General features: G+C 59.2%; 19 protein-coding genes. 9 read left to right on the forward strand and 10 right to left on the reverse strand.

Translation table 11 applies throughout. The features are described 5' to 3' along the window. A partial coding sequence (locus WA157_RS08610) for an FtsX-like permease family protein (protein ID WP_422620547.1) occupies positions 1–2,037 on the forward strand: 2,037 nt, incomplete at its 5' end. A gap of 135 nt (positions 2,038–2,172) precedes the next feature. On the opposite strand, the gene WA157_RS08615 is transcribed toward WA157_RS08610, so the two are convergent. After that, the gene (locus tag WA157_RS08615; protein WP_422620548.1) at positions 2,173–3,666 is read right to left on the reverse strand and encodes a diguanylate cyclase domain-containing protein; all 1,494 of its coding nucleotides are present in this window, start codon (positions 3,664–3,666) and stop codon (positions 2,173–2,175) included. A 415-nt stretch (positions 3,667–4,081) separates the two neighbouring features. Here WA157_RS08615 and WA157_RS08620 point away from each other — a divergent pair, with 415 nt between their 5' ends. From WA157_RS08620 to WA157_RS08655, 8 genes are all read left to right on the forward strand, one after another. Beyond that, positions 4,082–4,849, forward strand: a complete 768-nt coding sequence (locus WA157_RS08620; RefSeq protein WP_422620549.1) for an ABC transporter substrate-binding protein — start codon at positions 4,082–4,084, stop codon at positions 4,847–4,849. 24 nt (positions 4,850–4,873) lie between these two features. Further along, complete coding sequence (locus tag WA157_RS08625) at positions 4,874–5,563, forward strand: ABC transporter permease (protein WP_422620550.1); 690 nt, start codon at positions 4,874–4,876, stop codon at positions 5,561–5,563. Continuing rightward, positions 5,563–6,276, forward strand: coding sequence for an ABC transporter permease (locus WA157_RS08630; protein ID WP_422620551.1), 714 nt, complete (start codon positions 5,563–5,565; stop codon positions 6,274–6,276). Before WA157_RS08625 ends, WA157_RS08630 begins: the two co-directional genes overlap by 1 nt. A gap of 21 nt (positions 6,277–6,297) precedes the next feature. Then, entirely contained in the window at positions 6,298–7,428 is a 1,131-nt protein-coding gene (locus WA157_RS08635; protein WP_422620552.1) for a succinylglutamate desuccinylase/aspartoacylase family protein, read from the forward strand. A gap of 37 nt (positions 7,429–7,465) precedes the next feature. After that, on the forward strand, positions 7,466–8,242 hold the full coding sequence (locus tag WA157_RS08640) for an ABC transporter ATP-binding protein (RefSeq protein ID WP_422620553.1): 777 nt from the start codon (positions 7,466–7,468) through the stop codon (positions 8,240–8,242). Between the two features lie 7 nt (positions 8,243–8,249). Then, complete coding sequence (locus WA157_RS08645; RefSeq protein ID WP_422620554.1) at positions 8,250–9,293, forward strand: PLP-dependent cysteine synthase family protein; 1,044 nt, start codon at positions 8,250–8,252, stop codon at positions 9,291–9,293. A gap of 7 nt (positions 9,294–9,300) precedes the next feature. Continuing rightward, a complete protein-coding gene (locus WA157_RS08650) occupies positions 9,301–10,479 on the forward strand; it encodes a lipocalin-like domain-containing protein (RefSeq protein WP_422620555.1) in 1,179 nt (392 codons plus the stop codon). Between the two features lie 150 nt (positions 10,480–10,629). Further along, entirely contained in the window at positions 10,630–12,405 is a 1,776-nt protein-coding gene (locus WA157_RS08655; RefSeq protein ID WP_422620556.1) for an ABC transporter transmembrane domain-containing protein, read from the forward strand. 66 nt (positions 12,406–12,471) lie between these two features. Here the strand turns inward: WA157_RS08655 and WA157_RS08660 are convergent, their stop codons facing one another. From WA157_RS08660 to nuoI, 9 genes are all read right to left on the reverse strand, one after another. After that, positions 12,472–17,244 carry an NAD-glutamate dehydrogenase gene (locus WA157_RS08660; protein ID WP_422620557.1) on the reverse strand — a complete coding sequence of 1,591 codons (4,773 nt, stop codon included), beginning with the start codon at positions 17,242–17,244 and terminating at the stop codon, positions 12,472–12,474. A gap of 135 nt (positions 17,245–17,379) precedes the next feature. Next, on the reverse strand, positions 17,380–17,829 hold the full coding sequence (locus tag WA157_RS08665) for a DUF1178 family protein (RefSeq protein WP_422620558.1): 450 nt from the start codon (positions 17,827–17,829) through the stop codon (positions 17,380–17,382). A gap of 7 nt (positions 17,830–17,836) precedes the next feature. Next, on the reverse strand, positions 17,837–18,442 hold the full coding sequence (locus WA157_RS08670) for an NUDIX domain-containing protein (RefSeq protein ID WP_422620559.1): 606 nt from the start codon (positions 18,440–18,442) through the stop codon (positions 17,837–17,839). Positions 18,443–18,571: 129 nt separating this feature from the next. Continuing rightward, positions 18,572–20,059: an NADH-quinone oxidoreductase subunit NuoN gene (gene nuoN, locus WA157_RS08675; protein WP_422620560.1), complete on the reverse strand. Its 1,488-nt coding sequence runs from the start codon at positions 20,057–20,059 to the stop codon at positions 18,572–18,574. A 38-nt stretch (positions 20,060–20,097) separates the two neighbouring features. Continuing rightward, positions 20,098–21,573 carry an NADH-quinone oxidoreductase subunit M gene (locus WA157_RS08680; RefSeq protein ID WP_422620561.1) on the reverse strand — a complete coding sequence of 492 codons (1,476 nt, stop codon included), beginning with the start codon at positions 21,571–21,573 and terminating at the stop codon, positions 20,098–20,100. Between the two features lie 13 nt (positions 21,574–21,586). Beyond that, positions 21,587–23,602, reverse strand: a complete 2,016-nt coding sequence (nuoL, locus tag WA157_RS08685; RefSeq protein ID WP_422620583.1) for an NADH-quinone oxidoreductase subunit L — start codon at positions 23,600–23,602, stop codon at positions 21,587–21,589. A gap of 4 nt (positions 23,603–23,606) precedes the next feature. Next, positions 23,607–23,915 carry an NADH-quinone oxidoreductase subunit NuoK gene (gene nuoK / locus WA157_RS08690; RefSeq protein ID WP_011463804.1) on the reverse strand — a complete coding sequence of 103 codons (309 nt, stop codon included), beginning with the start codon at positions 23,913–23,915 and terminating at the stop codon, positions 23,607–23,609. Continuing rightward, positions 23,912–24,571 (reverse strand): NADH-quinone oxidoreductase subunit J, encoded by a 660-nt coding sequence (locus tag WA157_RS08695; RefSeq protein WP_422620562.1) that lies wholly within the window; start codon positions 24,569–24,571, stop codon positions 23,912–23,914. Before WA157_RS08695 ends, nuoK begins: the two co-directional genes overlap by 4 nt. A 52-nt stretch (positions 24,572–24,623) precedes the next feature. After that, positions 24,624–25,157: an NADH-quinone oxidoreductase subunit NuoI gene (nuoI, locus tag WA157_RS08700; RefSeq protein WP_422620563.1), complete on the reverse strand. Its 534-nt coding sequence runs from the start codon at positions 25,155–25,157 to the stop codon at positions 24,624–24,626. Positions 25,158–25,168 lie beyond the last annotated feature (11 nt).

Genomic DNA, 25,168 nt, shown 5'->3' on the forward strand with positions numbered 1-25,168 from the left:
GCGCAAGAGCTGTTTGGCAAGCAGGGCCAACTCACCCGCATTGACCTGAGGCTGCAAGCGGGCGTCGACGCCGGCGCTTTCGTGCGCGCGCTGCAAGGCGCGCCGGACTGGCCACCCGGACTGAGCTTGAGCCCACCCGGCGACGCGCAACGCCAAGCCCAGGATCTGTCGCGCGCCTACCGCGTCAACCTCAGCGTGCTGGCGCTGATTGCCCTGTTCACCGGGGCATTTCTGGTGTTTTCGGTGCTGTCTTTGAGCGTGGCCAAGCGGGCGCAGCAGTTTGCCTTGCTGGCGGTGCTGGGCCTGAGTGCGCGCAAGCGGCTGGCACTGGTGCTGTGGGAGTCGCTGGCGCTGGGCGTGATTGGCAGCGCGGCCGGTATTGCATTGGGCACGGCCTTGGCCGCGCTGGCGCTGCGTCTGCTCGGCGGCGATCTGGGTGGCGGTTTTTTTTCCGGGGTCTCACCCCAGTTGCAGTGGAGCGGCTGGGCCGCCCTGGGCTACGGCGTCCTGGGGCTGGTGGCAGCCTTGGTGGGCGGCTGGTGGCCGGCGCGGCGGGCGCAGGGCCTGCCACCGGCACAAACGCTCAAAGGGCTCGATAGCACGCAGGGAGTCCGCCGCAGCCACTGGATCAGTATCGTTTTAATAGCTGCTAGCGTCCTGTTGACGAGGGCTCCAGCCGTTTTTGGCATACCACTGGCGGCCTACGTGTCGGTCGGGCTGCTGCTGGTGGGCGGCATCACGGCGCTGCCCTGGCTGATTGGCGTGCTGCTGGACCGGCTGGCGCCGCGGGTGGCGCGGCACACCTTGCCACTGCTGGCGGTGGAGCGGGCGCGCCGGCAACGCGAGTCTGCGGCGGTGGTCGTGAGCGGCGTGGTGGCCTCGCTCAGCCTGGCGGTGGCGCTGACGGTGATGGTGGCAAGTTTTCGGGAATCGGTGACGGTGTGGCTGGACCGCGTGCTGCCAGCCGACCTGTATGTGCGCAGTTCCAGGTCCTTGAGCGCCAGTGACACGGTGTACTTCACGCCTGAATTTGTGCGGGCCGCAGGCCAGTTGCCGGGGGTGCAAAAGGTGCAGACCCAGCGCCTGGTCTCGCTCAAGCTGGACCCCACGCAGCCACCGGTGGCGCTGATCGCCCGCGACCTGCTTGAGCCGGCGCGCAGCCTGCCGCTGGTGGGTGATGCGCTGGCGGTGCCAGCGGGACAGATTGGCATCTATGTGAGCGAGGCGATGGTGGACCTGCATGGCGCCCGCCTGGGCACGGTGTTTGCCCCGCTTTCAGCATCATTTAGGGCTCTAGCCCCCGTCGATAGGGCGCAGGAAGCTAGTTTTTTCGTAGCAGGTGTGTGGCGCGACTACGCCCGCCAAAGCGGCGCCATCGCGATGGACCAGCGCGTGTTCGAACGTCTCACCGGCGACCAGCGCGCCAACGACCTGGCGCTGTGGCTCAACAACCCGGACGAGGCCGAGGCGGTGCAGCAAGCGGTGCGGGCGCTGGCCGATCGGGGCATTGGGGTGGCCCAAGGCGAAGAGGCTGCTGCCGCTGCTGGCAGCCAGGGCAACGCCAGCGAGTTGCTCGAATTTGGCACCGCCAGCCAGATCCGCACCACCTCGCTGCGCATTTTTGACCGCAGTTTCGCGGTGACCTACTGGCTGCAAGCGGTGGCGATTGCGATTGGCTTGTTTGGTGTGGCGGCCAGCTTCAGCGCCCAGGTGTTGTCGCGGCGCAAGGAGTTCGGCCTGCTGGCCCACCTGGGCTTGAGCCGCCGCCAGATTCTGCAATTGGTCGCCCTGGAGGGCAGCGCCTGGACCAGCGTGGGCGCCATCACCGGGCTCGGCTTGGGGCTGGCGGTGTCGGTGGTGCTGGTGCATGTGGTGAACCCGCAAAGCTTTCACTGGACCATGGAGCTGATGCTGCCGTGGGGCCGCCTGCTCCTGCTGTGCCTGGCCGTGGTGCTGGCGGGCACCATCACCGCCTGGCTGGCCGGCCGTGCGGCAGCGGGCAAGGACGCGGTGCTGGCGGTGAAGGAAGACTGGTGACGCGGCGCAAGAGAAGAATGCGTGCCACCGGCGTCACCCCCAGATCACTATCAATAAGGTAGCTACTTAGGCAGGCTACACGGGGGCTAGCAGCCTGAAATACAGATGGCCCTGCGCCTTGATCACACGCCGGGATTATTCAACCCCGAAGAACTGGTAGCGATTCTTGCCCGCCAGCTTGGCCTGGTACATGGCCTGGTCGGCCTGGCGCAGCAACTGATCGGCGTCCAGTTCCTGCGCCTGCGGATAGAAGGTCACGCCCAGACTGCCTGAAACCTGCAACTTGTGTCCCCCAAATTGCGCCGGCTGGGCGACGGCGGCCAGCAGGCGGTGCAGCATCGGCTCGCAGGCCGCCTCGTTTGCCAGATCGAGCATCACGGCGACAAACTCGTCGCCGCCCAGGCGGGCCAGGGTGTCCCCTTCGCGCAGGGCCTGCTTCATGCGAGTGGCCACCGTCATCAGCAGGTGGTCCCCCGCTTCATGTCCATGGCGGTCGTTGATCAGCTTGAAACCGTCCAGGTCAACAAAAGCCAGCGCCAGCACCTGTCCGCGCCGCTGCACCTGTACCATGCCCTGGTGCAGGCGATCGGCCAGCAACAGGCGGTTGGGCAGGTCGGTCAGCGCATCAAAATGGGCCAGGTGCTGGAGTTGCTGCTGATGCACCTTGAGCGCGGTGTTGTCGGAAAACAGCGAGACGTACTGCCGGGTCTGGCCCTGGGCATCGCGCACCGCGCTGATGTTTTGCAGATGGGCATAGACCTCGCCACTTTTGCGCCGGTTCCAGACTTCGCCATACCAGCACCCGTTTTCCTGCAGATCGCGCCACATGGCGGCATAGAACTCTTTGCTCTGTCGACCGGAGCTCAAAAGATGCGGGTTGCGGTCCAACACCTCGTCACGCTCGTAGCCGGTGATGCGACTGAAGGCCTGATTGACGTCGATGATCAGGCCCTGCGCATCGGTGATCATGATGCCTTCGAGCGCATGGGTGAAAACGCTGGCGGCGAGTTGAAGTTTTTCCTCGGCTTGTTTGTGCGCGCTAATGTCGGTATGGGTGCCAATCATGCGCAGGGGTTTGCCCGCATCACTGCGGCTGACCACCATGCCACGGTCGAGAATCCACTTGTAGCTGCCATCCTTGCAGCGCATGCGGTATTGGGCGGCATACACCGGGCTCTGTCCATCAAGGTGGGATTGCAATGCCATCAGGCTCCCGGCCTTGTCATCGGGGTGAACGCGCGTCTCCCACTCCTGCAAGCGTTGATCCATCTCGTCAACCGTCAAACCGAGCATTTGTTTGTATTGCGCGCTGAAATAGACGTTCCCGTCGGCCACGTTCCAGTCCCACAGGCCGTCACCTGAGCCTTCAATGGCAAATTTCCAGCGGAATTCACTTTCTCTGAGCCGCTTCTTTTGCAGCAGCACCAACCGATATTGTTCCGTCAGCCTGCGCCGCGTCATGAATAAGCGTGTGCCTTGCCACACAATCAGGGCCAGGGCCGCCAGACCACCCAGCGCCAGCCACCCATAGCGGAACCAGACAGCCAGACCGGCGCTGATCAGGCCAGCCAACAACAGAGCATTGCGGATGAAGGGACTCAAAAGATTCCAGTGAATCGCGTGCTTCATGGTGAGATACCAGCGACCGATGACCGAGGCAACTTGGCAAATTAGTGGGTTAGGCGCCACCCTCTTGTTGCGCGCTTACAAAAAGATACAACTAGCTTGGCCCGATTATGCGCCGCAGCCCTGACGAGCCCCATTTCCCGCCCAGGACACGCCTTGCCAGGCCACATCGGGCGGCCGGACCACCGCCTTGCGGATCAAGCAAAAATCGCCAAACAAGCTTGAACAACGATGGACGACGTCATTTTTCTGCGTCGACGCAAGTTCAGTTCCGCTACATGCTCATGATTTTGGTGAATAGATCATCCCGGCTTATGGAAAACCATGCCATTTTTCGCAGTTCACAGACCGTAGAATGAAATCTCTGTTCATTTTTACCTCGCCGTGGCCAGTCTGCGGCTTTTTTTAGGATTTGCTCATGAAAAAACTCCTCCTGGCTATCGCCATTGGATCGCTCTGCGCTGTCTCGTTTGCCCAAGGCAAAGACCTCAAGGTCGCCATCGACCCGACTTACGAGCCCTTCACGTTCAAGACCGCCGACGGCAAGCCGACCGGCTTCGACGTCGACATCGCCAGCGCGCTGTGCGAGCAGGTCAAGCGCAAATGCGTGTTCGTCGAGCAAGTCTGGGACAGCATGATTCCGGGCCTGCAGGCGAAAAAATACGACGTCATCATCAGCTCGATGTCGATCACCGCTGACCGGCTCAAGGTGATTGATTTCACCAACAAGTACTACAACACACCGAGCCGCATCGTGGTGAAGAAAGACGTCAAGTTCGATGGCCCGGCTTCGCTCAAGGGCAAAAAGCTCGGCGTTCTCAAAGGCAGCACACAAGAAAAATACGCCATGGGCGAACTCAAGACCGTGGGCGTGGAAGTGGTCCCCTACGAAGCGCAGGACCAGGTTTACCTGGACATCAAGTCCGGTCGTCTGGACGGCACCGTGGCCGACTTTGTGGAAGTCACCGGTGGTTTCCTGAGCAAGCCCGAAGGCAAAGACTACAACCTGGTCGGCCCAGAGCTCTACACTGAAAAATACTTTGGTACTGGCGTCGGCATTGGCCTGCGCAAGGGTGAAACGGCGCTCAAAAACGAATTGAACGCCGGCATCAAGACGATCCGTGCCAATGGCACTTACAAGAAAATCAACGACAAATACTTCAAGTTTGACGTTTACGGCAAGTAAAGCCACCAGCGACCAACCCCGCCGATGAGTTCCTCCTACTACTCCTCCATCTTGTATGGTGCTGTACTCACGGTGGGCGTGTCCCTTGCAGCCCTGCTGGTAGCGATTATTTTGGGCCTGGCAGGCGCGGGCGCCAAACTCTCGGGGCGTCCCATTCTGGTGGCGCTGGCCACGCTCTACACCACCATCATCCGGGGTATCCCGGAGCTGGTGCTGATGCTGCTGGTGTTTTATGGCGGCACCATCGGCCTGAACAATTTGTTGGAGGCCATGGGCAGCGAAGCCACGGTGGACATCAACCCGTTTTTGGCCGGCGTGTTGACCATCGGCTTCATCTACGGCGCCTACATGACCGAGACTTTTCGAGGCGCCATTCTGGCCATTCCCAAAGGGCAGGCAGAAGCCGCCTGGGCTTTTGGCATGGGCCGCACGCAAACCTTTATGCGCATCACCGCGCCGCAAATGGTGCGCTACGCCCTGCCCGGCTTTACCAATAACTGGCTGGTGCTGATCAAGGCCACCGCCTTGGTGAGTCTGATTGGCTTGCAGGAAATGACCTATCTGGCCAAGCAGGCCAGCGCGGCCACGCGCTCGCCGTTTGCCTACTTTTTATTCACCGCCGCGCTGTTTTTGATCTACACCACGGTGTCGCTCATGGTGCTGCGCCGACTCAACGCCCGCTACAGCCTGGGTACCAAACGGGTGCAGTTGTAATGAATTTCGCCGTCATCTTCGAGCCGCAAAACCTGGCGCTCTACGGCACCGGCATCCTGACCACCCTGGCCCTGCTGTTTTCGTCACTGGCGGTGGGCGCCGTGCTGGCGCTGCTGTGTGCGCTGGCCCTGACCGGCCCGTGGGCGCCGCTGCGCTGGGTGGTGGGCGCCTACACCTATGTGATGCGGGGCACGCCGCTCTTGATTCAGGTCTACCTGATCTACTACGGCCTGGGTCAACTGGAGTGGATTCAGGCGCGCTGGGACACGGTGTGGCCGTGGACGCATTTCAAGGAACCTTTTTTCTGCGCCTTGCTGGCCTTCAGCCTGAACACCGCGGGCTACACCGCCGAGATGCTGGCCGGTGCCATTCGGGAAACCAGCGCGGGTGAAATTGAAGCCGCGCAGGCTTATGGCATGAGCCGCTTCAAGGTGATGCTGCACATTGTGCTGCCCAGCGCCATGCGGCGCACGCTGCCGGCTTACAGCAACGAGGTGGTGATGATGCTGCAAGCCACCAGCCTGGCCAGCGCGGTGCCCGCCATGCTGGACGTGACAGCGGCGGCGAGTCGCATCTACTCGGACTATTACCTGCCGTTTGAGGCCTATCTGGCTGCCGCGGCGATCTACCTCGTCGCCTCTTTTTGCCTGATCGGTTTCTTCAGGTTCAGCGAAGGGCGCCTGCTGGCTTATCTGGCCCCGCGCAAGCTGTAGTTCAAGGACAGGTCACACCGTATGCTTCGCATCGATCATCCCCTGCTGTCCAACAGCCTGGGCAGCCAAAAGACCTTGACCAGCTTTCATTTTGGCCAACCCGGCAGCGGCCTCAAGGTCTACATCCAGGCCAGCCTGCACGCCGAAGAATTGCCGGGCATGCTGGTGGCGCACCACTTGCGCGCCTTGCTGGAAACGGCGGAGGCTGCGGGCCAGATTCAAGGCGAAATCATTTTGGTGCCAGTAGCCAATCCGTTGGGGCTGGCGCAGCGGGTGGATCACAAGCCGATGGGCCGCTTTGATCTCGCTACCTCGGAAAACTTCAACCGCCATTACCCGGACCTGGCCAGCGCCGTCGGGCCACTGGTACGCGATGCGCTGGGCGACGACCCGCAAGCCAACGTTAGCCTGGTGCGCCAGGCCTTGGGCAAGTACCTGGACAACTGGCTGCCCGACACCGAGCTGCAGAGCCTGCGCCACCGCTTGCTGACGCTGGCGCATGACGCCGACTTTGTGCTGGACCTGCACTGCGACTGTGAAGGCGTGCTGCATTTCTACACCGAAGAAGCCTGCTGGCCTCAGCTGGAGCCGCTGGCGCGCTTTCTGGGCAGCGAGGCCATACTGCTGGCCAAGAATTCAGGCAGCGGGCCGTTTGACGAATGCCTCTCGGGCGCGTGGTGGCGGCTGGCTGATATTTTTGCCGGCCTGGGCCGAGACGTGCCGCTGCCGCAAGGCTGCTGCAGCACCACCATCGAGTTGCGCGGTGAGCTCGACGTCAGCCATGCCTTGGCACAACAGGATGCGCGAGCCGTTGTTGACTGGCTCAAACACACCCGGCTATTGGCTTGCCATGAAGCCCCTGCGGTGCCCGCCTTCAAGTGCCAACCCACGCCACTGGCCGGCTCCGAAACCCTGAAGGCACCGGCCCCGGGTCTGGTTGTGTTTGCAGCCGAAGTGGGCCAAACCCTGCGTGTTGGTGATCTGGTGGCGCAGGTGATTGACCCGATTGCCAACCAGACACATCGCGTGCTGGCGGGTGTGGACGGTGTTTTTTATGCCCGCATCCGTGATCGCTACATCATGACCGGCGGCGAACTGGGCAAGATTGCCGGCGCTACGCCGTTCAGAACCGGCGAGTTGCTGGGGGCCTGAGCCCTTTTTGTTCCCTGCCCACCCAACCTTTTTTTCCATGACCACTTCCACCCTCAAACTCCAGGCAGAAAACATTCACAAACGCTTCGGCAGTGTCGAGGTACTCAAAGGTGTATCGCTGACCGCCCATGCCGGTGACGTGATCAGCATCATCGGCAGTTCAGGTTCAGGCAAAAGCACGTTTTTGCGCTGCATCAACCTGCTGGAAAAGCCGCACCAGGGCCGCATTGTGGTGGCCGGTGAAGAGCTCAAGCTGGTGCCGGGCGCCAATGGCGAGCTCAGTGCCTCCGACCCCAAACAGCTGCAGCGCATGCGCACCAAGCTGGCCATGGTGTTCCAGCACTTCAACCTGTGGGCGCACATGACGGTGTTGCAGAACATCATCGAAGCGCCGGTCCATGTGATGGGGGTTCCGCGCGATCAGGCGGTGGAGATTGCGCGCAAGTACCTCAAGCGGGTCGATCTGGCCGGCATGGAAGACCGCTACCCGGCGCACATGAGCGGCGGCCAGCAGCAGCGCGTGGCAATAGCCCGCGCGCTGGCGATGGAGCCCGAGGTGATGTTGTTTGACGAACCCACCAGTGCGCTTGACCCCGAGCTGGTGTCGGAGGTGCTCAAGGTCATGAAGAACCTGGCGCTGGAGGGCCGCACCATGGTGGTGGTGACGCATGAAATGGGTTTTGCGCGCGACGTGTCCAACCATCTCATCTTCTTGCACAAAGGGCTGATCGAGGAAGAAGGCAAGCCGGCGCAGGTGCTGGCCAACCCAAAAAGTGAGCGACTGGCGCAGTTTTTGTCCGGCAGCCTGAAGTAGGCGAACAATGAATTGGTTGCACACCGCCATCGCGCTGATTGAAGCCGACTACCAGCGCAGCGCTGACACGCATCTGATCGCCCTGCCCCTGCCGGGCTTTGCCCGCTGCGGCATTGACCTGTATTTGAAAGACGAGTCCACGCACCCGACCGGCAGCCTCAAGCACCGATTGGCGCGTTCGCTGTTCTTGTACGCACTGTGCAATGGCTGGCTGCACGCGGGCTCCACCGTGGTGGAATCAAGCAGTGGCTCCACGGCGGTGAGCGAAGCCTACTTTGCGCGGCTGCTGGGCCTGCCGTTTATTGCCGTCATGCCGCAGAGCACGTCGCCCGAGAAAATCGCCCAAATCACGTTTTATGGCGGGCGCTGCCATCTGGTGGACAGCGCCAGTGCGGTCTACGACGAAGCTCGCACGCTGGCCGCGCAGACCGGTGGCCATTACATGGACCAGTTCACCTATGCCGAGCGCGCCACCGACTGGCGCGGCAACAACAACATTGCGCAAAGCATGTTCACGCAGATGGCACGGGAGCGCCACCCGGTGCCGCGCTGGATTGTGGTCGGTGCGGGCACCGGCGGCACCAGCGCCACGATTGGCCGTTATGTGCGCCACCAGCGCCATGCGACCCAGGTCTGCGTGCCCGACCCGCAAGGATCGGTATTTGGCGAGTTTCACCGCACGGGCGACGCCAGCCTGACGGGACCGGGTTCGCGCATCGAAGGCATCGGCCGCCCCCGGGTGGAGGCCAGCTTTATCCGCACGCTGGTGGACCGCATGCTGGAGGTCAGTGACGTCGATTCGGTGGCCGCCATGCGTGTGTTGTCTCACTTGCTCGGCCGCAAGGTAGGGCCCTCAACGGGCACCAATTTTGTCGGCATGTTGGTCCTGGCCAACGAGATGCGCTCGCAAGGCCAGCAAGGCGCCATTCTGTCGCTGCTGTGTGACGCCGGCGAGCGCTACCTTGCCAGCTACTTTGATCCCGACTGGGTGCGCCAGCATCTGGGTGACTGCACGGCGGCGGCGACGCACATCCAGTCCCAATTGGCCTGACGCTGCCATGCGGCCCGAGCCACCTGGCCTGTTGCGACGACACCTGCTGGCCACCGGCCTGGGTGCCGCGCTGTGGCCCTGGCCAGGCCTGGCGCAAACAAACGCGACACCCGTGCTGCAGCGGCGCGTGCTGCAAGCGCCACGCGATCTGGGCAGCCACCCCGACTACGCGATTGAGTGGTGGTACCTGACCGGCTACGCCAGTTCGGGCATGCGGGAATTTGGCTTTCAAGTTACATTCTTTCGCTCGCGTGTGCCCGCGACGCAGGCCATGCGTTCGCGCTTTGCGGCCAGGCAACTCATCTTTGCCCATGCGGCGGTGACCGATGTGCAGGGCAAAAAGCTCTGGCACGACCAGCGCATTGCCCGCGCGTCAGGCGCTGCCGACATCGATCTTGCAGCCGCCAGCGACACCGACACCGACCTGCGTTTGCGCGACTGGTCGCTCAAGCGCGAGGCAATCCTTGCGGCGCCGCTGGCCAAGCCCGGCGTCAACGTTGGCGACGGACCGCGTTCACGCTACCGCGCGCGGGTCGCGGGCAATGACTTCCAATTGGACTTGCAGTGCACCGAAACGCAAAGCTGGCTCTTACAAGGCGACGAAGGGCTGTCGCGCAAAGGTCCCCTGCCAGCGCAGGCCAGCTACTACTACAGCCTGCCGCAGCTGGCGGTGAGCGGCCAGATCACGCTGCAGGGCCAGCAGTTTCAACTGGACACCGCCGCGCCCAATGCGGCCTGGCTCGACCATGAGTGGAGTCAGTCGCCGCTGTCGCCGCAGGCGGTGGGTTGGGACTGGATCGGCATGAACCTGCAAGACGGCAGTGCGCTGACCGCGTTTCGCTTGCGCGACGCCACTGGCGGCGCCGTTTGGGACGGCGGCTCGTTTCGCCCGGCCACGCGGGGGGCGCCAGCCCGTGCCTTTGCGCCCGGTGAGGTGGTTTTTGAGCCGCTGCGCTATTGGCACAGCCCGGTGACACAGGCGCGCTACCCGGTGGCGTGGCGGGTGCACACGCCGGTTGCGGTCTACCGCGTCCAAGCCCTCATCGACGATCAGGAACTCGACAGCCGAAATTCCACCGGCGCGGTTTACTGGGAAGGCTTGAGCGAGTTGCTGGACAGCCAGGGCCAGCGAGTCGGGCGCGGCTACCTGGAGATGACCGGCTATGCCGGTGCGCTGCGGCTCTAGGCCAGCCCTGCCGCAGTGTTGCCATGTCGGTCAATTTACTATCATTTACATAGCTAGTAACCAAGTATTTATAAGGGCTAGAGGCCAATTTTATATATATAAAAAAAACGCTACTTGCAGCGCACTCTTTTCACCCCAAACTGAGCCCTCATGACCAGCGAACGCCCCAGGCCCACCAACCCCAGATCACTCTCCGGCCTACTACCGTTTCTGCGCCCCTACCAGGGCCGTATCGGTCTGGCGCTGGTGTTCTTGGTGCTGGCGGCAATGGCCACGCTGGCTTTTCCGGTGGCACTGCGCAGCCTGATTGACGGTGGCCTGGTGCAAGCGGACAAAGGCGCCCAGGTGATGGCCTTGCGTGAGCACTTTGTGGCGCTGTTTGCCGTGGCGGTCGCGCTCGGCTTGTTCTCCGCGGCACGGTTCTACATGGTGAGTTGGCTGGGAGAGCGTGTCACCGCTGACTTGCGCAACGCCGTCTATAACCATGTGCTGCAGCAAAGCCCAGAGTTTTTTGAAACCACCCAGACCGGTGAGGTGTTGTCGCGCCTGTCGGCGGACACCACGCTGGTCCAGACCGTGGTGGGCTCGTCGCTGAGCATGGGCTTGCGCAACTCCGTGATGGGCATCGGCGCCTTGGGCATGCTGATCTGGACCAACCCGATGGTCATGGTTCAGGTGCTGGGGGTGCTGGTGTTGATCGTGCTGCCCAGTCTGTGGTTCGGCCGGCGCGTGCGCAAGTTGTCGCGCGCCAGCCAGGACCGGCTGGCCGACTCCAGCGCCATTGCGGCCGAAGTGCTCAACGCCATTCCGGTGGTGCAAAGCTACACCGCCGAGCCGCGTGAAGCGGCGCGCTTCAACGCCGCCACCAACAACGCCTTCAACACCGCGGTGCGGCGCACCAAAGCGCGCTCGTTCCTGGTGGCATTCATCATCATTGCCACGTCCGCCGCGCTCTTGTGGGGCTTGTACCAGGGCACGCAGGCCGTCATCGCCGGGCGCATCAGCGCCGGGCATTTGGGGCAGACGGTGGTCTACGTCATCATCCTGGCCAGCGCCTTTGCCATTCTGGGCGAGGTCTATGGCGACTTGCTGCGCGCGGCCGGTGCGACCGAGCGGCTGATGGAGCTGCTCAGCAGCCGGTCGCCCATCACTTCACCCTCAAATCCGGCTCCAGCCCCCGTGCAGCGTGCGGGAAGCGCTATAAGTTTTGACAATGTCACATTCAACTATCCGTCGCGCCCGCAACAAGCCGCACTGTTTGATTTTTCACTGGCGGTGAAACCGGGGCAGACAGTGGCGCTGGTGGGGCCCAGCGGCGCCGGCAAGAGCACCGTGTTCCAGTTGCTGCTGCGCTTTTACGACCCCGCTTCGGGTCATATCCATCTGGACGGCGTGGCGACACGCGAGCTGTCTTTGCACGACCTTCGCCAGCGCATCGGCATCGTGCCGCAGGATGCGGTGATTTTTTCCAGCAGCGCACTGGAGAACATTCGCTATGGCCGACCCGAGGCCAGCGATGCCGAGGTCAAAGCGGCGGCGCAAGCGGCCTTTGCCGACGAGTTCATCAGCGCCCTGCCGCAAGGCTACGACACCTTTCTGGGCGAGCGCGGTGTGCGCCTGAGTGGTGGCCAGCGCCAGCGCATAGCCATTGCCCGCGCCATGCTGAAGAACCCGCCGCTGCTGCTGCTCGACGAAGCCACCAGCGCGCTCGACGCCGAAAGCGAACGCATGGTGCAAGCGGCCCTGGAAAGCGCCATGCGCGGCCGCACCACGCTGGTCATTGCGCACCGCCTGGCCACGGTCATCAAGGCCGACCACATCGTGGTGCTGGACCACGGCCGCTTGGTGGAGCAAGGCACCCACGCCGAACTGGTGGCGCACGGTGGTGTTTATGCGGGCCTGGCGGCTTTGCAGTTCAACGCTTGAGCCGTGGCCAAGACCAGAGGCCCGGATTCTCCATCCTTGAGCGTCTGCTCCTGAGCGGCCCTGAACTCAGGCCAGATGCCGCAGTTCACGCAGGGCCACCGAGATCGGCGCCAGGTCCGGACTCTGGGTGCCGATGTTCTGCAACAGTTTGCACAAACGATCAATGGCGATTTGATGCTGCGCCTCCCAATCCGACAGGCTTTGCGTGCCTGAGAGCAAGCTGCGTGTGACCTGGCTGGCAATCGAGTAGACGTCGTCACGCGCACTGCCCCTGGCTTGGGTCTGCCACAAGCTGTCGGTCGGCAAGCGGTTGATTTGGGCCCGCCAGGCACTCAGGCCAAGGGCACGCTCAACACCGAAATAGGCGCGCGCCGCCTGCTCCAGGTCGGCGTTAGTGACTTGCGCCAAATCCACCAGATCGAGCGCCGGGAATATGAACTCCAGGGCCGTCAGATTTTGCGCCAGCGCCTGCGCCACACCGGCCTGCACCAGGATTTGGGTCGCCTGCTGCCAGTTCGCAATGGCCTGGGCTGGCAACCAATGATCCAAATTGCCGCGCAACTCACGCGCACCGGGTTGGTAACGCTGGATCAGCGTCGGCAGATCGGTGTCTTTGGCGCGCAGCCGCAGCATCCAGCGCGAAGCGCGTTGCGCAATGGCGGTCAATTTGCTCAACAGGTCCAGTTGCAAAGAGGTCGAGACCTGGTAGTCGAGCGCGTCAATCTGGTCCCACAGCGTTTCCAGATCAAATATTTCACGCGCCAAGGTGTAGGCGCGCACCACATCGGCGGCGGTTGCGGCGGCTTCTGCCGCCAAAAAGTTGACGAACGTCGCACCCGTGCGGTTGACCACCGTGTTGGCAATGAAAGTCGAGATAATCTCGCGCTTGAGTGGATGCCGGGCAATCGCCTCGGCAAATTTTTCACTCAGGACTTTGGGGAAGTAGGCGCGCAGGGCACCACTGAAATAGGGGTCATCGGGCAGGTTGCTGGCCACCAGGTCGTCAAACACCGACATCTTGGCATAGGCCAACAGCACGGCACCTTCTGGCGCTGTCAAACCCTGCTTGCGGGACCGCCGCAACGCGATCTCCTCGTCACTGGGCAGGAATTCAATCGCCCGGTTCAGGCGCCCTGCCCCTTCAAGCCATTGCATCAGGCGCTGCTGGCCGTCCAGCACATACAGCGGACGATGGCAGGCGATGTCAAGCGCCTGGGTCTGATAGTAGTTGTCCGCCAGCACCAGATGACCCACTTCGTCGGTCATGGAGGCCAGTAGATCGTTGCGCTGCTTGAGCGTCAAATCACCCGCCTCCACCACCCGGTCCAGCAATATCTTGATGTTGACCTCGTGGTCGGAGCAATCAACACCGGCCGAGTTGTCTATGGCGTCGGTGTAGATCAAACCGCCTTTTTGCGCGAACTCGACCCGGCCGTGTTGGGTGCAACCCAGGTTACCGCCTTCGACCAGCACCTTGCAGCGCAGTTCGCTGCCATTGACGCGGAATGCGTCGCCCGCCTTGTCACCCACCTGGGCATGAGACTCATAAGCGGCCTTGACATAGGTGCCAATGCCGCCGTTGTAGATGAGGTCTACCGGTGCCTGCAAAACGGCATGCAGCAGTGCCGCCGGCGTGAGCTCCTCAGCCTCGGTGCCGATAACGGCGCGCGCCTGGGCCGAGAGTTTGATCGACTTGGCGGCACGTGAATAAACGCCACCCCCTTCAGAGATCAGGGTCTTGTCGAAATCGTCCCAGCTCGAACGTGGCAGCGCAAACAGGCGCTGGCGCTCAGCGAAGGTGAGCGCAACATCGGGCGTGGGGTCGATGAAGATGTGGCGGTGGTCAAACGCAACCACCAACTGGATGTGTTCGGACAGCAGCATGCCGTTGCCAAAAACGTCGCCCGACATATCACCGATGCCGACCACGGTGAACGGCGTGGTTTGCGTGTTGATCGACAACGCGCGGAAGTGCCGCTTAACCGACTCCCAGGCGCCGCGCGCCGTGATCCCCATTTTTTTGTGGTCATAACCCACCGAGCCGCCGGAGGCAAAGGCATCGCCCAGCCAGTAACCGTATTGAGCCGACACGCTGTTGGCAATATCGGAGAAGGAGGCAGTGCCTTTGTCGGCTGCCACCACCAGGTAAGGGTCGTCAGGGTCATGGCGGACCACCTTGGGCGGGGGCACCACCTGGCCTTGCACCAGGTTGTCGGTCAAGTCCAGCATGCCCGACAGCAACAGTTTGTAGCAGGCGATGCCTTCGGCCATATAAGCCTCGCGCTCACTGGCAGGCGGCGCCTTCTTCAGGACAAACCCTCCCTTGGAACCCACCGGCACGATGACTGTATTTTTGACGTGCTGGGCTTTAACCAGGCCCAGTATTTCAGTGCGGAAATCTTCCGGCCGATCTGACCAGCGAAGGCCACCGCGGGCGACTTTTCCCAAGCGCAAGTGCAGGGCCTCGACACGCGGCGAATAGACCCAAATTTCGAACAAGGGCTTGGGCTCGGGCACACCCGGTACTTCGCGCGGATTCAGCTTGAAGCTCAGGTACGATTTGCCGACACCGAGGTCAGTGGTTTGCCACGCGTTGGTGCGCAGGGTGGCCATGACACTGGCATAAAACTGGCGCAATATCCGGTCTTCGTCCAGGCTGGCCACGGCACTCAGGAGCGCCTCGATGCGCTGGCCAATTTGCTCTTGCACACTACTGCGATCAGCCTCCTGCGCGGGGTTAAAGCGGGCCTCGAACAATGCACTGATTTCCTGGGCGATCAAGGCATTTTTGTACAACGTCGTTTCAATGTAGCTCTGGCTGAAGGCAAAGCCCAGCTGCTTGAAGTAACGCGTGTAAGCGCGCAGCACAGCAATGGCTCGGGAGTCCAGACTGGTGTTGAGCACGAGCTTGTTCAGATCGTCACTTTCCACCTCACCTTTCCAGGCTTGAACAAATAGCGCTTCAAAACGTGACTTGATGACGGAAAGCTCCGTGCCCACTGGCAACTGCAACCCCAGATCATGAATCCAGAACACCTCGTTTTTACCCTTGTCTGCGTTGCCGCTGCCGACATGGTAGGGCTGCTCGTCCAGCACGCGCGCACCCATGCGCTCCAACACCGGCAGGGAATCAGACAGGGCGACTTTGGAGGTGTTGTAGATTTTGAAACGCAACAGGCCCGCTCCAGCGTCCAGCGGGCGATACAGCTTGACAGCCAACGGCGAACTGGGCGTCAAGACAGACAGCGCCTGCGCGTCCTCCGCAGCCACCTGAGCCGAGAAGTCCTCGCGGTAAGCGGTGGGGAAGGCATTGGCAAAGCGATGCGCCAGTGTCAAGCCCGGACCCTCACCATGGGTATACAGCAGCTCTTGCGTGCAATCATCTTCCCAGCGCTGCGCCAGCCGGGCAATGCGCGCCTCCAGGGCTCGCAGATCAAGGTTTCTTGGCACTTGCTCCTTGGCCCGCACAAGGTAGTGGATGCGTGCCATCGGGCTATCGGTGAGCATCGGGGTGAACTCAATTGACTGGCCGTCCAGCGCACTGGCCAGCTCCTGACCAATCTTGATGCGCAGCTCGGTGTTGTAGCGGTCACGTGGAACAAATACTTGCACCGAGGTAAAGCGCCCAAACGGATCACTGCGCAGGAACACGCGCGTGCGCTGGCGCTCCTGCAAGCGCAAGATGCCGATTGCATGCTCTATGAGCAAGGCGGTATCGATCTGAAACAACTCATCGCGCGGGTAGGCATCCAGAATCGACTGCAACGACTTGGCTGCATGGCTGTCGGGCACGACACCGGCAGCGGCGGTCACCTCGGCCGTGCGACGGCGAACTTGCGGTATATCGCTGACCGGAGCTGCATAGGCGGTAGAGGTATACAAGCCCAGAAACCGTGTTTCCCCTACCACCCGACCGGCATCGTCGAAGCGTTTGACACCAATGTAGTCCAGCCAGGCTGGACGGTGCACGGTGGAACGCGTCATGGCCTTGGTAATGAGCACCAGTTGGTCTGAATCAAGAAAAGCCACGGCATCAGCAGGGAGGCGACTTGTCGGCGTATGAGGCGCCCCGCGCAACACACCCAAGCCAGATTCGGGAATCGCGACCAGACTCACGCCATCGTCATCACGCACCACGTTGTAGTCACGTGCCCCCAGGAACGTGAAATGCTTTGCTTCGAGCCAGCGCAAAAATTCAACACCTTCTTGCTGGCTGACAGATGAGATCGACGACTGTGCCGATGCATCGGCCACGGCTCGCAGCCGATTCAACATGGGTTGCCAGTCCTGCACCGTCGCACGCACATCCCCCAAGATGCGCGCCAGTTCACCGGCCAATGCAGCGCGATCAACCTCGCTCACAATGCGATCACATTCCACCAGAATGAACGATGCCATCGGGCTGGTTTGCTCACCGAGATGCGCTGCGCTGGCGGTCTTGACCAAGTGGCCTTGTTTATCGCGTTGCACACTGAGCAATGGATGGACAATCCAGTGCGCGGTACGGCCACTGCGGTTGACAGCCATGGTGACCGAGTCCACCAAAAATGGCATGTCGTCGTGAACAATCTGAATGGCTGTGTGCTCGCTCACAAAACCATCTTCCGCCAGGGTCGGATTGAACACGCGAATCCTGGCGCTTTGCGGTGCACACGGGCCATCAGCCAAGCGCCAGTGCGCATTGGCAATCGCTAACAAAGTTGCGGGACCACGGGCCTGTATTTCATCCGGGTCAGCATTCTCAAAATAGGCCAATACAAAATCAGCAAGCCGGTTGGCATCAGGCCCGGCATGCTCCTGGGTATAGGTCAGCAGTTCGGTAAGCGCGGGATGGGTCATGGTGTCTCCGGTTGATCTTGAATGTTTCGAAATTCTAGGCGTGCAGTCCAGAATTACCTTGTCTTTGATCATGAGTTCATGGCGTTATGCAAGAGTCGCATTAACCCCGTGCGCCAACGGCGCGGCGACAAGTCGCTACTGCAACTGGCCCTTGAGGGCGGCCGGCAGCGACAAGGGCATCACGGAGATACCCTCCTCAATAAGGGACTCTGCTTCGGCGCGGGAGGCGTGTCCGCGAATGCCGCGCTCCTTGACCTCCCCGTAATGAATTTTGCGAGCTTCCTCGGCAAACCTGTCGCCCACGTCATCGGTGTTGGCCACAATACGGCGGGCCATCGCCATCCAGGCAAGCTGCAGTGCTTGCTCCGCACCATCCGGCCGGGCAACGTCCGGCGCAGGTGACGGCTCGCCGCGGCCGCCACCCAGGTTAAGACGCGGCGCGCTCAGCCGCTTGCTGATCGATCCATCGCCGCATACTGGGCACTCGACCAGGGCACGCCCACACTGATCCAGGAAGTCGTCTTCGGACGCGAACCAGCCTTCAAACACATGCTGGTTATGACACTGGAGGTCCAGAACTTTCATGACGCCATTATCCCGCCTGGCCAGGAGTCGCCGCTGGATGCCAATTCAAAAGCCACGCGCCAGACAGAACGTTCTGTAACCACAGGGCCGCTGTCAGGGTTTTGCCGTCCGTGATCAGGCCATCCCGACACCATTGCAACAACTCTGTCGGGGTGGCTGTAAACACATCCAAAAACTCGCCATGATCGAGCTGACGCTCCCCGGGGGTCATACCACGGGCAAACCAAATATCAATGAATTCCGTGGAGTAGGAAATGACCGGGTGCAACACACCCGCATGCGACCACTGGGACGCGGTGTAGCCGGTTTCTTCCAGAAGCTCCCGCTGAGCGCAAAGCTGAAGGTCTTCTCCTGAATCGACCTTGCCCGCGGGAAACTCAATCATCACCTGGCCGACCGGGTAGCGAAACTGACGCTCAAGTACAACCCTGATTCCACCCTCTGCGTCCTCAAGCAGGGGAACAATCATGACGGCCCCGGGATGCACAATGTATTCGCGGCTGGTAGTCGCCCCATTGGGAAGTCTGACGATATCGCGGTACGCGTGAAGAAAATGGCCCTTGACCAATTCTTCACTGCTGAGTTTTTCTTCGACTAAATGACGATCATCCATGGCAGGTGGCAAGAACTAATCGCGCCAAACACAAAGGCAGTGTCAAGCAACACTGCCCAACGCTTGCCTTGCGAGCAGGCGGACCAAACAGTTCAATACCCGTCGGCAGGATCAGCCTCAGGCCGCCTATCAGGTGCCCAGCATTTGCACAACCGCGTTGGCGCACAAAGCCATCAGACCACCGGGCAATAGGCCGAGGAGCAGAAGCAACGCGCCGTTCAGAGACAACACAGCGCGTACATCGAAAGGTGCAGACATGGTACCTGCCGTCAGCGGCTTGTCAAAGTACATCACCTTGATGACGCGCAAGTAATAGAAGGCGCCAATCAGCGACATCATGACGGCAAACACGGCCAAACCGATATGAAAGACGCCGCCGGAGGCGACCAGCGCCTGTAACACTGCGAGCTTGGCATAAAAACCGACCATGGGCGGGATGCCAGCCAATGAAAACAGACAGACCGCCATCACGCCAGCATAAAGCGGGCTGCGCTCGTTCAGACCGGCCATGTCAGAAATCTCTTCACTTTCAAAACCGTCGCGGGCCAGCAAAAGAATCACGCCAAAACTTGCCAGCGTTGTCAACACGTAGGTGATGACATAAAACATGGAAGAGCTGTAGGCGTTCGCTGCATAGTGGACATCGCCGTTCACCACGCCAGACATCAGACCCAGCAATACAAAACCCATGTGCGAAATCGTCGAGAACGCCAGCATGCGCTTGAGATTGGTCTGCGCAATGGCGGCCAGATTACCAATCAGCAGCGAGCCGACGGACAACAGCATCAACATCTGCTGCCAGTCAATGGCCAATGGCAGCATGCCCTCCACCAGCAACCGAATGCAGATGGCAAAGGCTGCCAGCTTGGGTGCCCCGGCGATGAGCAGGGTCACAGCAGTGGGTGAGCCCTGGTAGACATCAGGGATCCACATATGGAATGGCACCACGCCAAGCTTGAAAGCGAGTCCCGACACCACAAACACCAAGCCGAACACCAACACCTGATGTTTAATCTGGCCGGAATTAATAGCCCTGAACACAGCATTCACATCCAGCGAGCCGGTGGCGCCATACATCATCGACAGTCCGTATAACAGGAAACCCGACGCCAGCGCCCCCAACACAAAATACTTCATGGCGGCTTCAGTGGCCGTGGCATTGTCACGTCGCAAAGCCACCAGCGCATAACTGGACAGCGTCAGCAACTCCAGCCCCAGGTAGATCACCAGGAAATTGTTGCCGGAGATCATGACAAAGATGCCTAACAGGCCAAACAGGCTCAAGGAGAACATCTCGCCACCGCGCAACATGTCGCGATCAGCCGCGTAGGGTCGGCCATAGACCAAGGTGACCATGACGGCAATGGTTGCAAAGCACTTGAGCCAGTTGCCCATGGGATCGCTGACCACCATATTGCCAAAACCGTAGACGGTCACACCGCCAACGGCGTAACTCGCCTGCAAAGCTGCCACGATGGCCAGGGTCAGCAGGGACAGCAAATAGGTCTGTGTGCGGCGCGGGCTTTTCACGCCAAGATCGGCCAGCGCGATGACGCAAGCCATAATAAGCAGAATGATTTCAGGGTAAACCGAAATCCAGCTGAGTTTGTCGATCATGTTCTATCTCTTAATTCAATTTGGTCGATTCAGACTGATCAAATCAGCTTGGACAGGGCTACGTGCTTGAGCAATTCCGCCACTGACGTATCCATCACATCGGTAAAGGGCTTCGGATAGAGGCCCATGTACAACACCGCGATCGCCAACAGGCTCAACATCAAGAATTCACGAGCGTTAATGTCTTTCAGTGCCTTGACGTGATCATTGGCAACTGGACCCAGGTAAACACGCTTGACCATCCACAAAGTGTAAGCAGCGCCAAAAACCAGCGAACTGGCAGCTGCAAAACCCAACCAGAAGTTCGCCTTGACGGCCCCAATGATCACCATCCACTCACCAACAAAACCGGCTGTCCCTGGCAACCCGCAATTGGCCATGGCAAACAACAAGGCAAAAGCGGTGAACTTTGGCATTGTGTTGACCACGCCGCCATAACTGGCGATCTCACGCGAATGGGCGCGGTCATACAACACACCAATTGACAAGAACATGGCGGCCGATACAAATCCATGCGAAACCATTTGCACCAGGGCGCCCGACAGTCCCAGATCATTGAAAATGAAAAAGCCCAGGGTCACAAACCCCATGTGGGCAACCGAGGCGTAAGCCACCAGCTTCTTCATATCCGTCTGGACCAGCGCCACCAAGCCCACATAAACAACAGCAATGAGCGACAAAGCGATCATCAGCCCGGACCATTCGTGCGCCGCGTCCGGTGCAATAGGTAAAGAGAACCGAAGAAAACCATAAGCACCGAGTTTGAGCATCACCGCGGCCAACACGGCTGACCCACCGGTAGGTGCTTCAACGTGCACATCAGGCAGCCAAGTGTGTACCGGCCACATAGGCACCTTGACCGCAAAGGCCGCCAGGAAAGCAAAGAACAACAGAGTCTGCGCAGTGCCGGCCAAGGGAAGTTGGTGCCACGTTGCAAGGTCGAAACTGCCGCCCGACTTGGTATACAGAAAAATCAGAGCAACCAGCATCAGGAGCGAACCGAGCAGGGTGTACAAGAAGAACTTGAACGCGGCATAGATCTTGTTTGGACCTCCCCATATACCGATGATCAAGTACATCGGAACCAAGGTGGCCTCAAAAAACACATAGAACAACATGCCATCGAGTGCGCAGAAAACACCGATCTGCAAGCCACTCAAGATAAGGAACGCTCCCATGTACTGGTTGACCCGTCGCGTGATAACTTCCCAGCCGGCGATGACCACCACGACGTTGATAAATGCCGTCAGGATCACCATCCAAAGCGAAATGCCATCCACACCCAAGTGGTAATTCACATTGAAGCGCTCTATCCACGGCGCCTTTTCGACAAACTGCATCGCAGCCGTGCCGAGCTTGAAGCCAGCGTACAAAGGCAAAGTAACCAGAAAACTGACGATGGCACCAATCAGCGCAACCCAGCGCACGGTGCGCGCCTGATCATCACGACCGAGTGCCAGCAGCACAACACCAAAAATAATCGGTGTCCAAATAGCCAGGCTCAACAAACCCATTTTTTTTATTCTCCTACTTGAGCCAGACGAAATACGTCATCAGCACAAAAACGCCCAATATCATGACCAGCGCATAGTGATACAGGTAACCTGTTTGCACCCTGCGAATCACGCCAGACACCCAAGCAACTCCTTTCCAGGAGCCGTTGACCAGCGCGCCATCGATCACAGCTTCATCGCCGCCCTTCCACAGCCCGACACCCAAGGCACGTGCGGCACGCGAAATCACGTTTTCGTTGAACCAGTCCAGGTAGTATTTATTTTCAAGCAAGGTGTAGATCGGCTGGAAACGAGTCTTGATCGCCGCTGGCAATGCAGGATTGACCATGTACATGTAGTAGGCACTTGCCACACCGAAAAGCGCCAGCCAGAAGGGCATCGTCATCAGCCCGTGCAAAGCCATCTGCACCGGGCCGTGGAACAGCTTGGCCATTTCTTCCATAGCCGCGTGCTTTTCCAGATTGATGAAGATCGAATCCTTGAAAAAATCCCCGTACAACATGGGCTCAATGGTCATGAACCCAATCACAACTGATGGAATCGCAAGCAGGATCAGTGGCACTGTCACAACCCAGGGTGACTCATGCGGCTTGTGCTCCTCTTTACCATGGCCATGATGAGCATCATGGTGTGCGTCTGGATTCTGGTCATAGCGTTCGGCACCATGGAAAACCAGAAAATACAGGCGAAAGGAGTAGAACGCCGTCAAAAACACACCCCCGAGCACAGCGAATGTTGCGAAGCCGGCACCGGGCAGATGACTTTCATAGACGGCCTCAATGATGCTGTCTTTCGAATAGAAGCCCGCAAACAAGGGGGCTCCAATGAGTGCGAGCGATCCCAGCAAAGATGTGATCCAGGTAATAGGCATGTACTTGCGCAGCCCACCCATCCAGCGAATGTCCTGATTGTGGTGCATTCCCATAATGACCGAGCCCGCGGCGAGGAACAGGAGCGCCTTGAAGAAAGCGTGTGTCATCAAGTGAAAAACCGCCACCGAATAAGCAGATGCACCCAGGGCTACCGTCATATAGCCCAACTGGGACAGCGTGGAGTAGGCCACCACGCGCTTGATGTCATTCTGAATGACGCCCAACAGGCCCATGAACAGGGCGGTAATGGCACCGATCACCAATACAAAGTTCAACGCAGTGTCGCTGAGTTCAAACAAAGGCGACATGCGCGCCACCATAAAAATACCCGCGGTAACCATGGTGGCCGCGTGAATCAAAGCCGAGATTGGGGTTGGGCCTTCCATGGAATCGGGCAGCCAGACGTGCAATGGGAATTGAGCTGACTTGGCCATGGCACCGATAAACAGGCAGATACAGATTACCGTCACCAACATCCACTCGGTACCAGGGAAACTGAGCTTGGCCAATTCAGCCTTCTGCGCGAATATCTCTGTGTAATTGAGTGTTCCGGTAAACGCGATGATCAATGCGATGCCCAGAATAAATCCGAAGTCACCAACGCGATTAACCAAAAAAGCCTTCATGTTCGCGAAAACCGCGGTGGGCTTATTAAACCAGAAGCCAATAAGGAGATAGGACATCAAACCAACGCCCTCCCAGCCAAAGAACAACTGCAGCAGATTGTTGCTCATGACCAGCATCAGCATCGAAAATGTAAAGAGCGAGATATACGAAAAGAAGCGGTTGTAGCCTTCATCTTCTTCCATGTAGCCAATCGTGTAGATGTGGACCATCAGGGACACAAAAGTCACCACGCACATCATCATGGCCGTGAGTCCATCCACCAGGAACCCAATTTGCATCCTCATGTCGCCCACCACCATCCAGGTGTAAATGGTTTCATTGAAGCGTGCGCCATCAAGTGCCACACTTTTGAGTGTCATGGCGGACAGGATGAAAGCAATCAAAACACCCAGAATAGTGAGCGAATGCGACAGGCGTCGACCGATCCAGTTGCCACCAAACTTGGTACCAAAAATGCCGGCCAGAACAGCCCCCACCAATGGCGCCATTGGCACCGCGAGAAGCGTTGAAGCGGAAAGGGTTTGACTCATCTTATTAACCCTTGAGCGTATTAAGTTCATCCACATTGATGCTTGACTTGTTGCGGAACAAGAGCACCAGAATGGCCAGACCGATTGCTGATTCAGCAGCAGCAACAGTCAGAATAAAAAACACAAATATTTGCCCGTGCATGTCCCCCAAATAGTAAGAGAACGCCACGAAATTGGTATTGACGGCCAGCAGCATCAGTTCAATCGCCATCAATAAGACAATCAAATTTTTCCGATTGAGAAAAATACCAATCACAGACAGCGCAAACAACATGGCACCGAGCGACAGAAAATGTCCAAGGGTTAAAGTCATTCTTTTTTCTCCGCGTTCACATCGCTTGATGCGTCATCCAGCACCGCCACCTTGGTCGACGCCATCTTGAGCACGATCATCCGATCTTTGGCTTTCACCCGCACCTGGACAGATGGGCTCAGCTGCTTGCTGTCCTTGCGTTGGCGCAAGGTCAATGCGATGGCTGCAATCATCCCCACCAGAAGAATCGCTCCAGCAATTTCGAGTGGATAGACATACTGGCTATAGAGTACTTTGCCCAGTTCGCGAGTATTGGACAACTCAATACCTGCCTGACCGATCGCCACAGCACTTTGCGGTTCATCACCGACGCGAAATCCCCCCATCAATACCGCAGCCATTTCCAGCGCAATAAAGACGCCCACCGTGGCTGCTAACGGAAAATGTTTCCAGAAGCCTTCGCGCAAACCATCTACCTTGATGTCCAGCATCATCACCACGAACAGGAACAGCACCATTACGGCCCCGACATACACCAGAACCAACGCAATCGCCAAAAACTCCGCCCTAAGCAACAACCAAATCGCCGCAGCCTGAAAAAATGCCAGCACAAGATACAAAACGGCATACACCGGATTGCGAGAAGTAATAACCCGAAAGGCGGCAAAAAGCAGCACGATCGAGAAAAAATAGAAAAAACCCGTCTTGACGTCCATTTGTCGTTACTTTTTTCCGGTGTTCAAAAGGTTATATCTGCTCATGAGGTCATTAGCGGTATTTGGCATCAGCCGCCCTGGCTGCCGCAATCTGAGGTTCGTAGCGATCGCCCACCGCCAGCAGCATGTCTTTCGTGAAATAGAGGTCACTACGAGATTCACCGTGGTACTCAAGAATTGAGGTCTCCACAATAGAGTCGACCGGGCAACTCTCCTCACAAAAACCACAGAAAATACACTTATTCAAATCGATGTCATAGCGCGTCGTCCGACGGGAGCCATCGGCTCGAACCTCTGATTCGATAGTAATCGCCATCGCCGGGCAAATAGCTTCGCACAGCTTGCAGGCAATACAGCGCTCTTCGCCATTCTCGTAACGACGAAGTGCATGCAGACCCCGAAATCTGGGCGACAGGGGCGTCTTCTCTTCGGGGTATTCCAGGGTGATCTTGCTGCGAAACGCATATTTTCCGGTCAACGCCAGGCCCTTGAATAGCTCGCTCAGCATGAAACTGGATAGAAAATCCTTCAACGAGAAAGCACTCTCGTTCGGAATTTCAATAGCACTTGAAGTAGGGGTAGACATAGACAACTCGA

Origin of the sequence: Rhodoferax ferrireducens, from assembly GCF_049302455.1 — a bacterium.
Lineage (GTDB): Bacteria > Pseudomonadota > Gammaproteobacteria > Burkholderiales > Burkholderiaceae_C > Rhodoferax > Rhodoferax ferrireducens_B.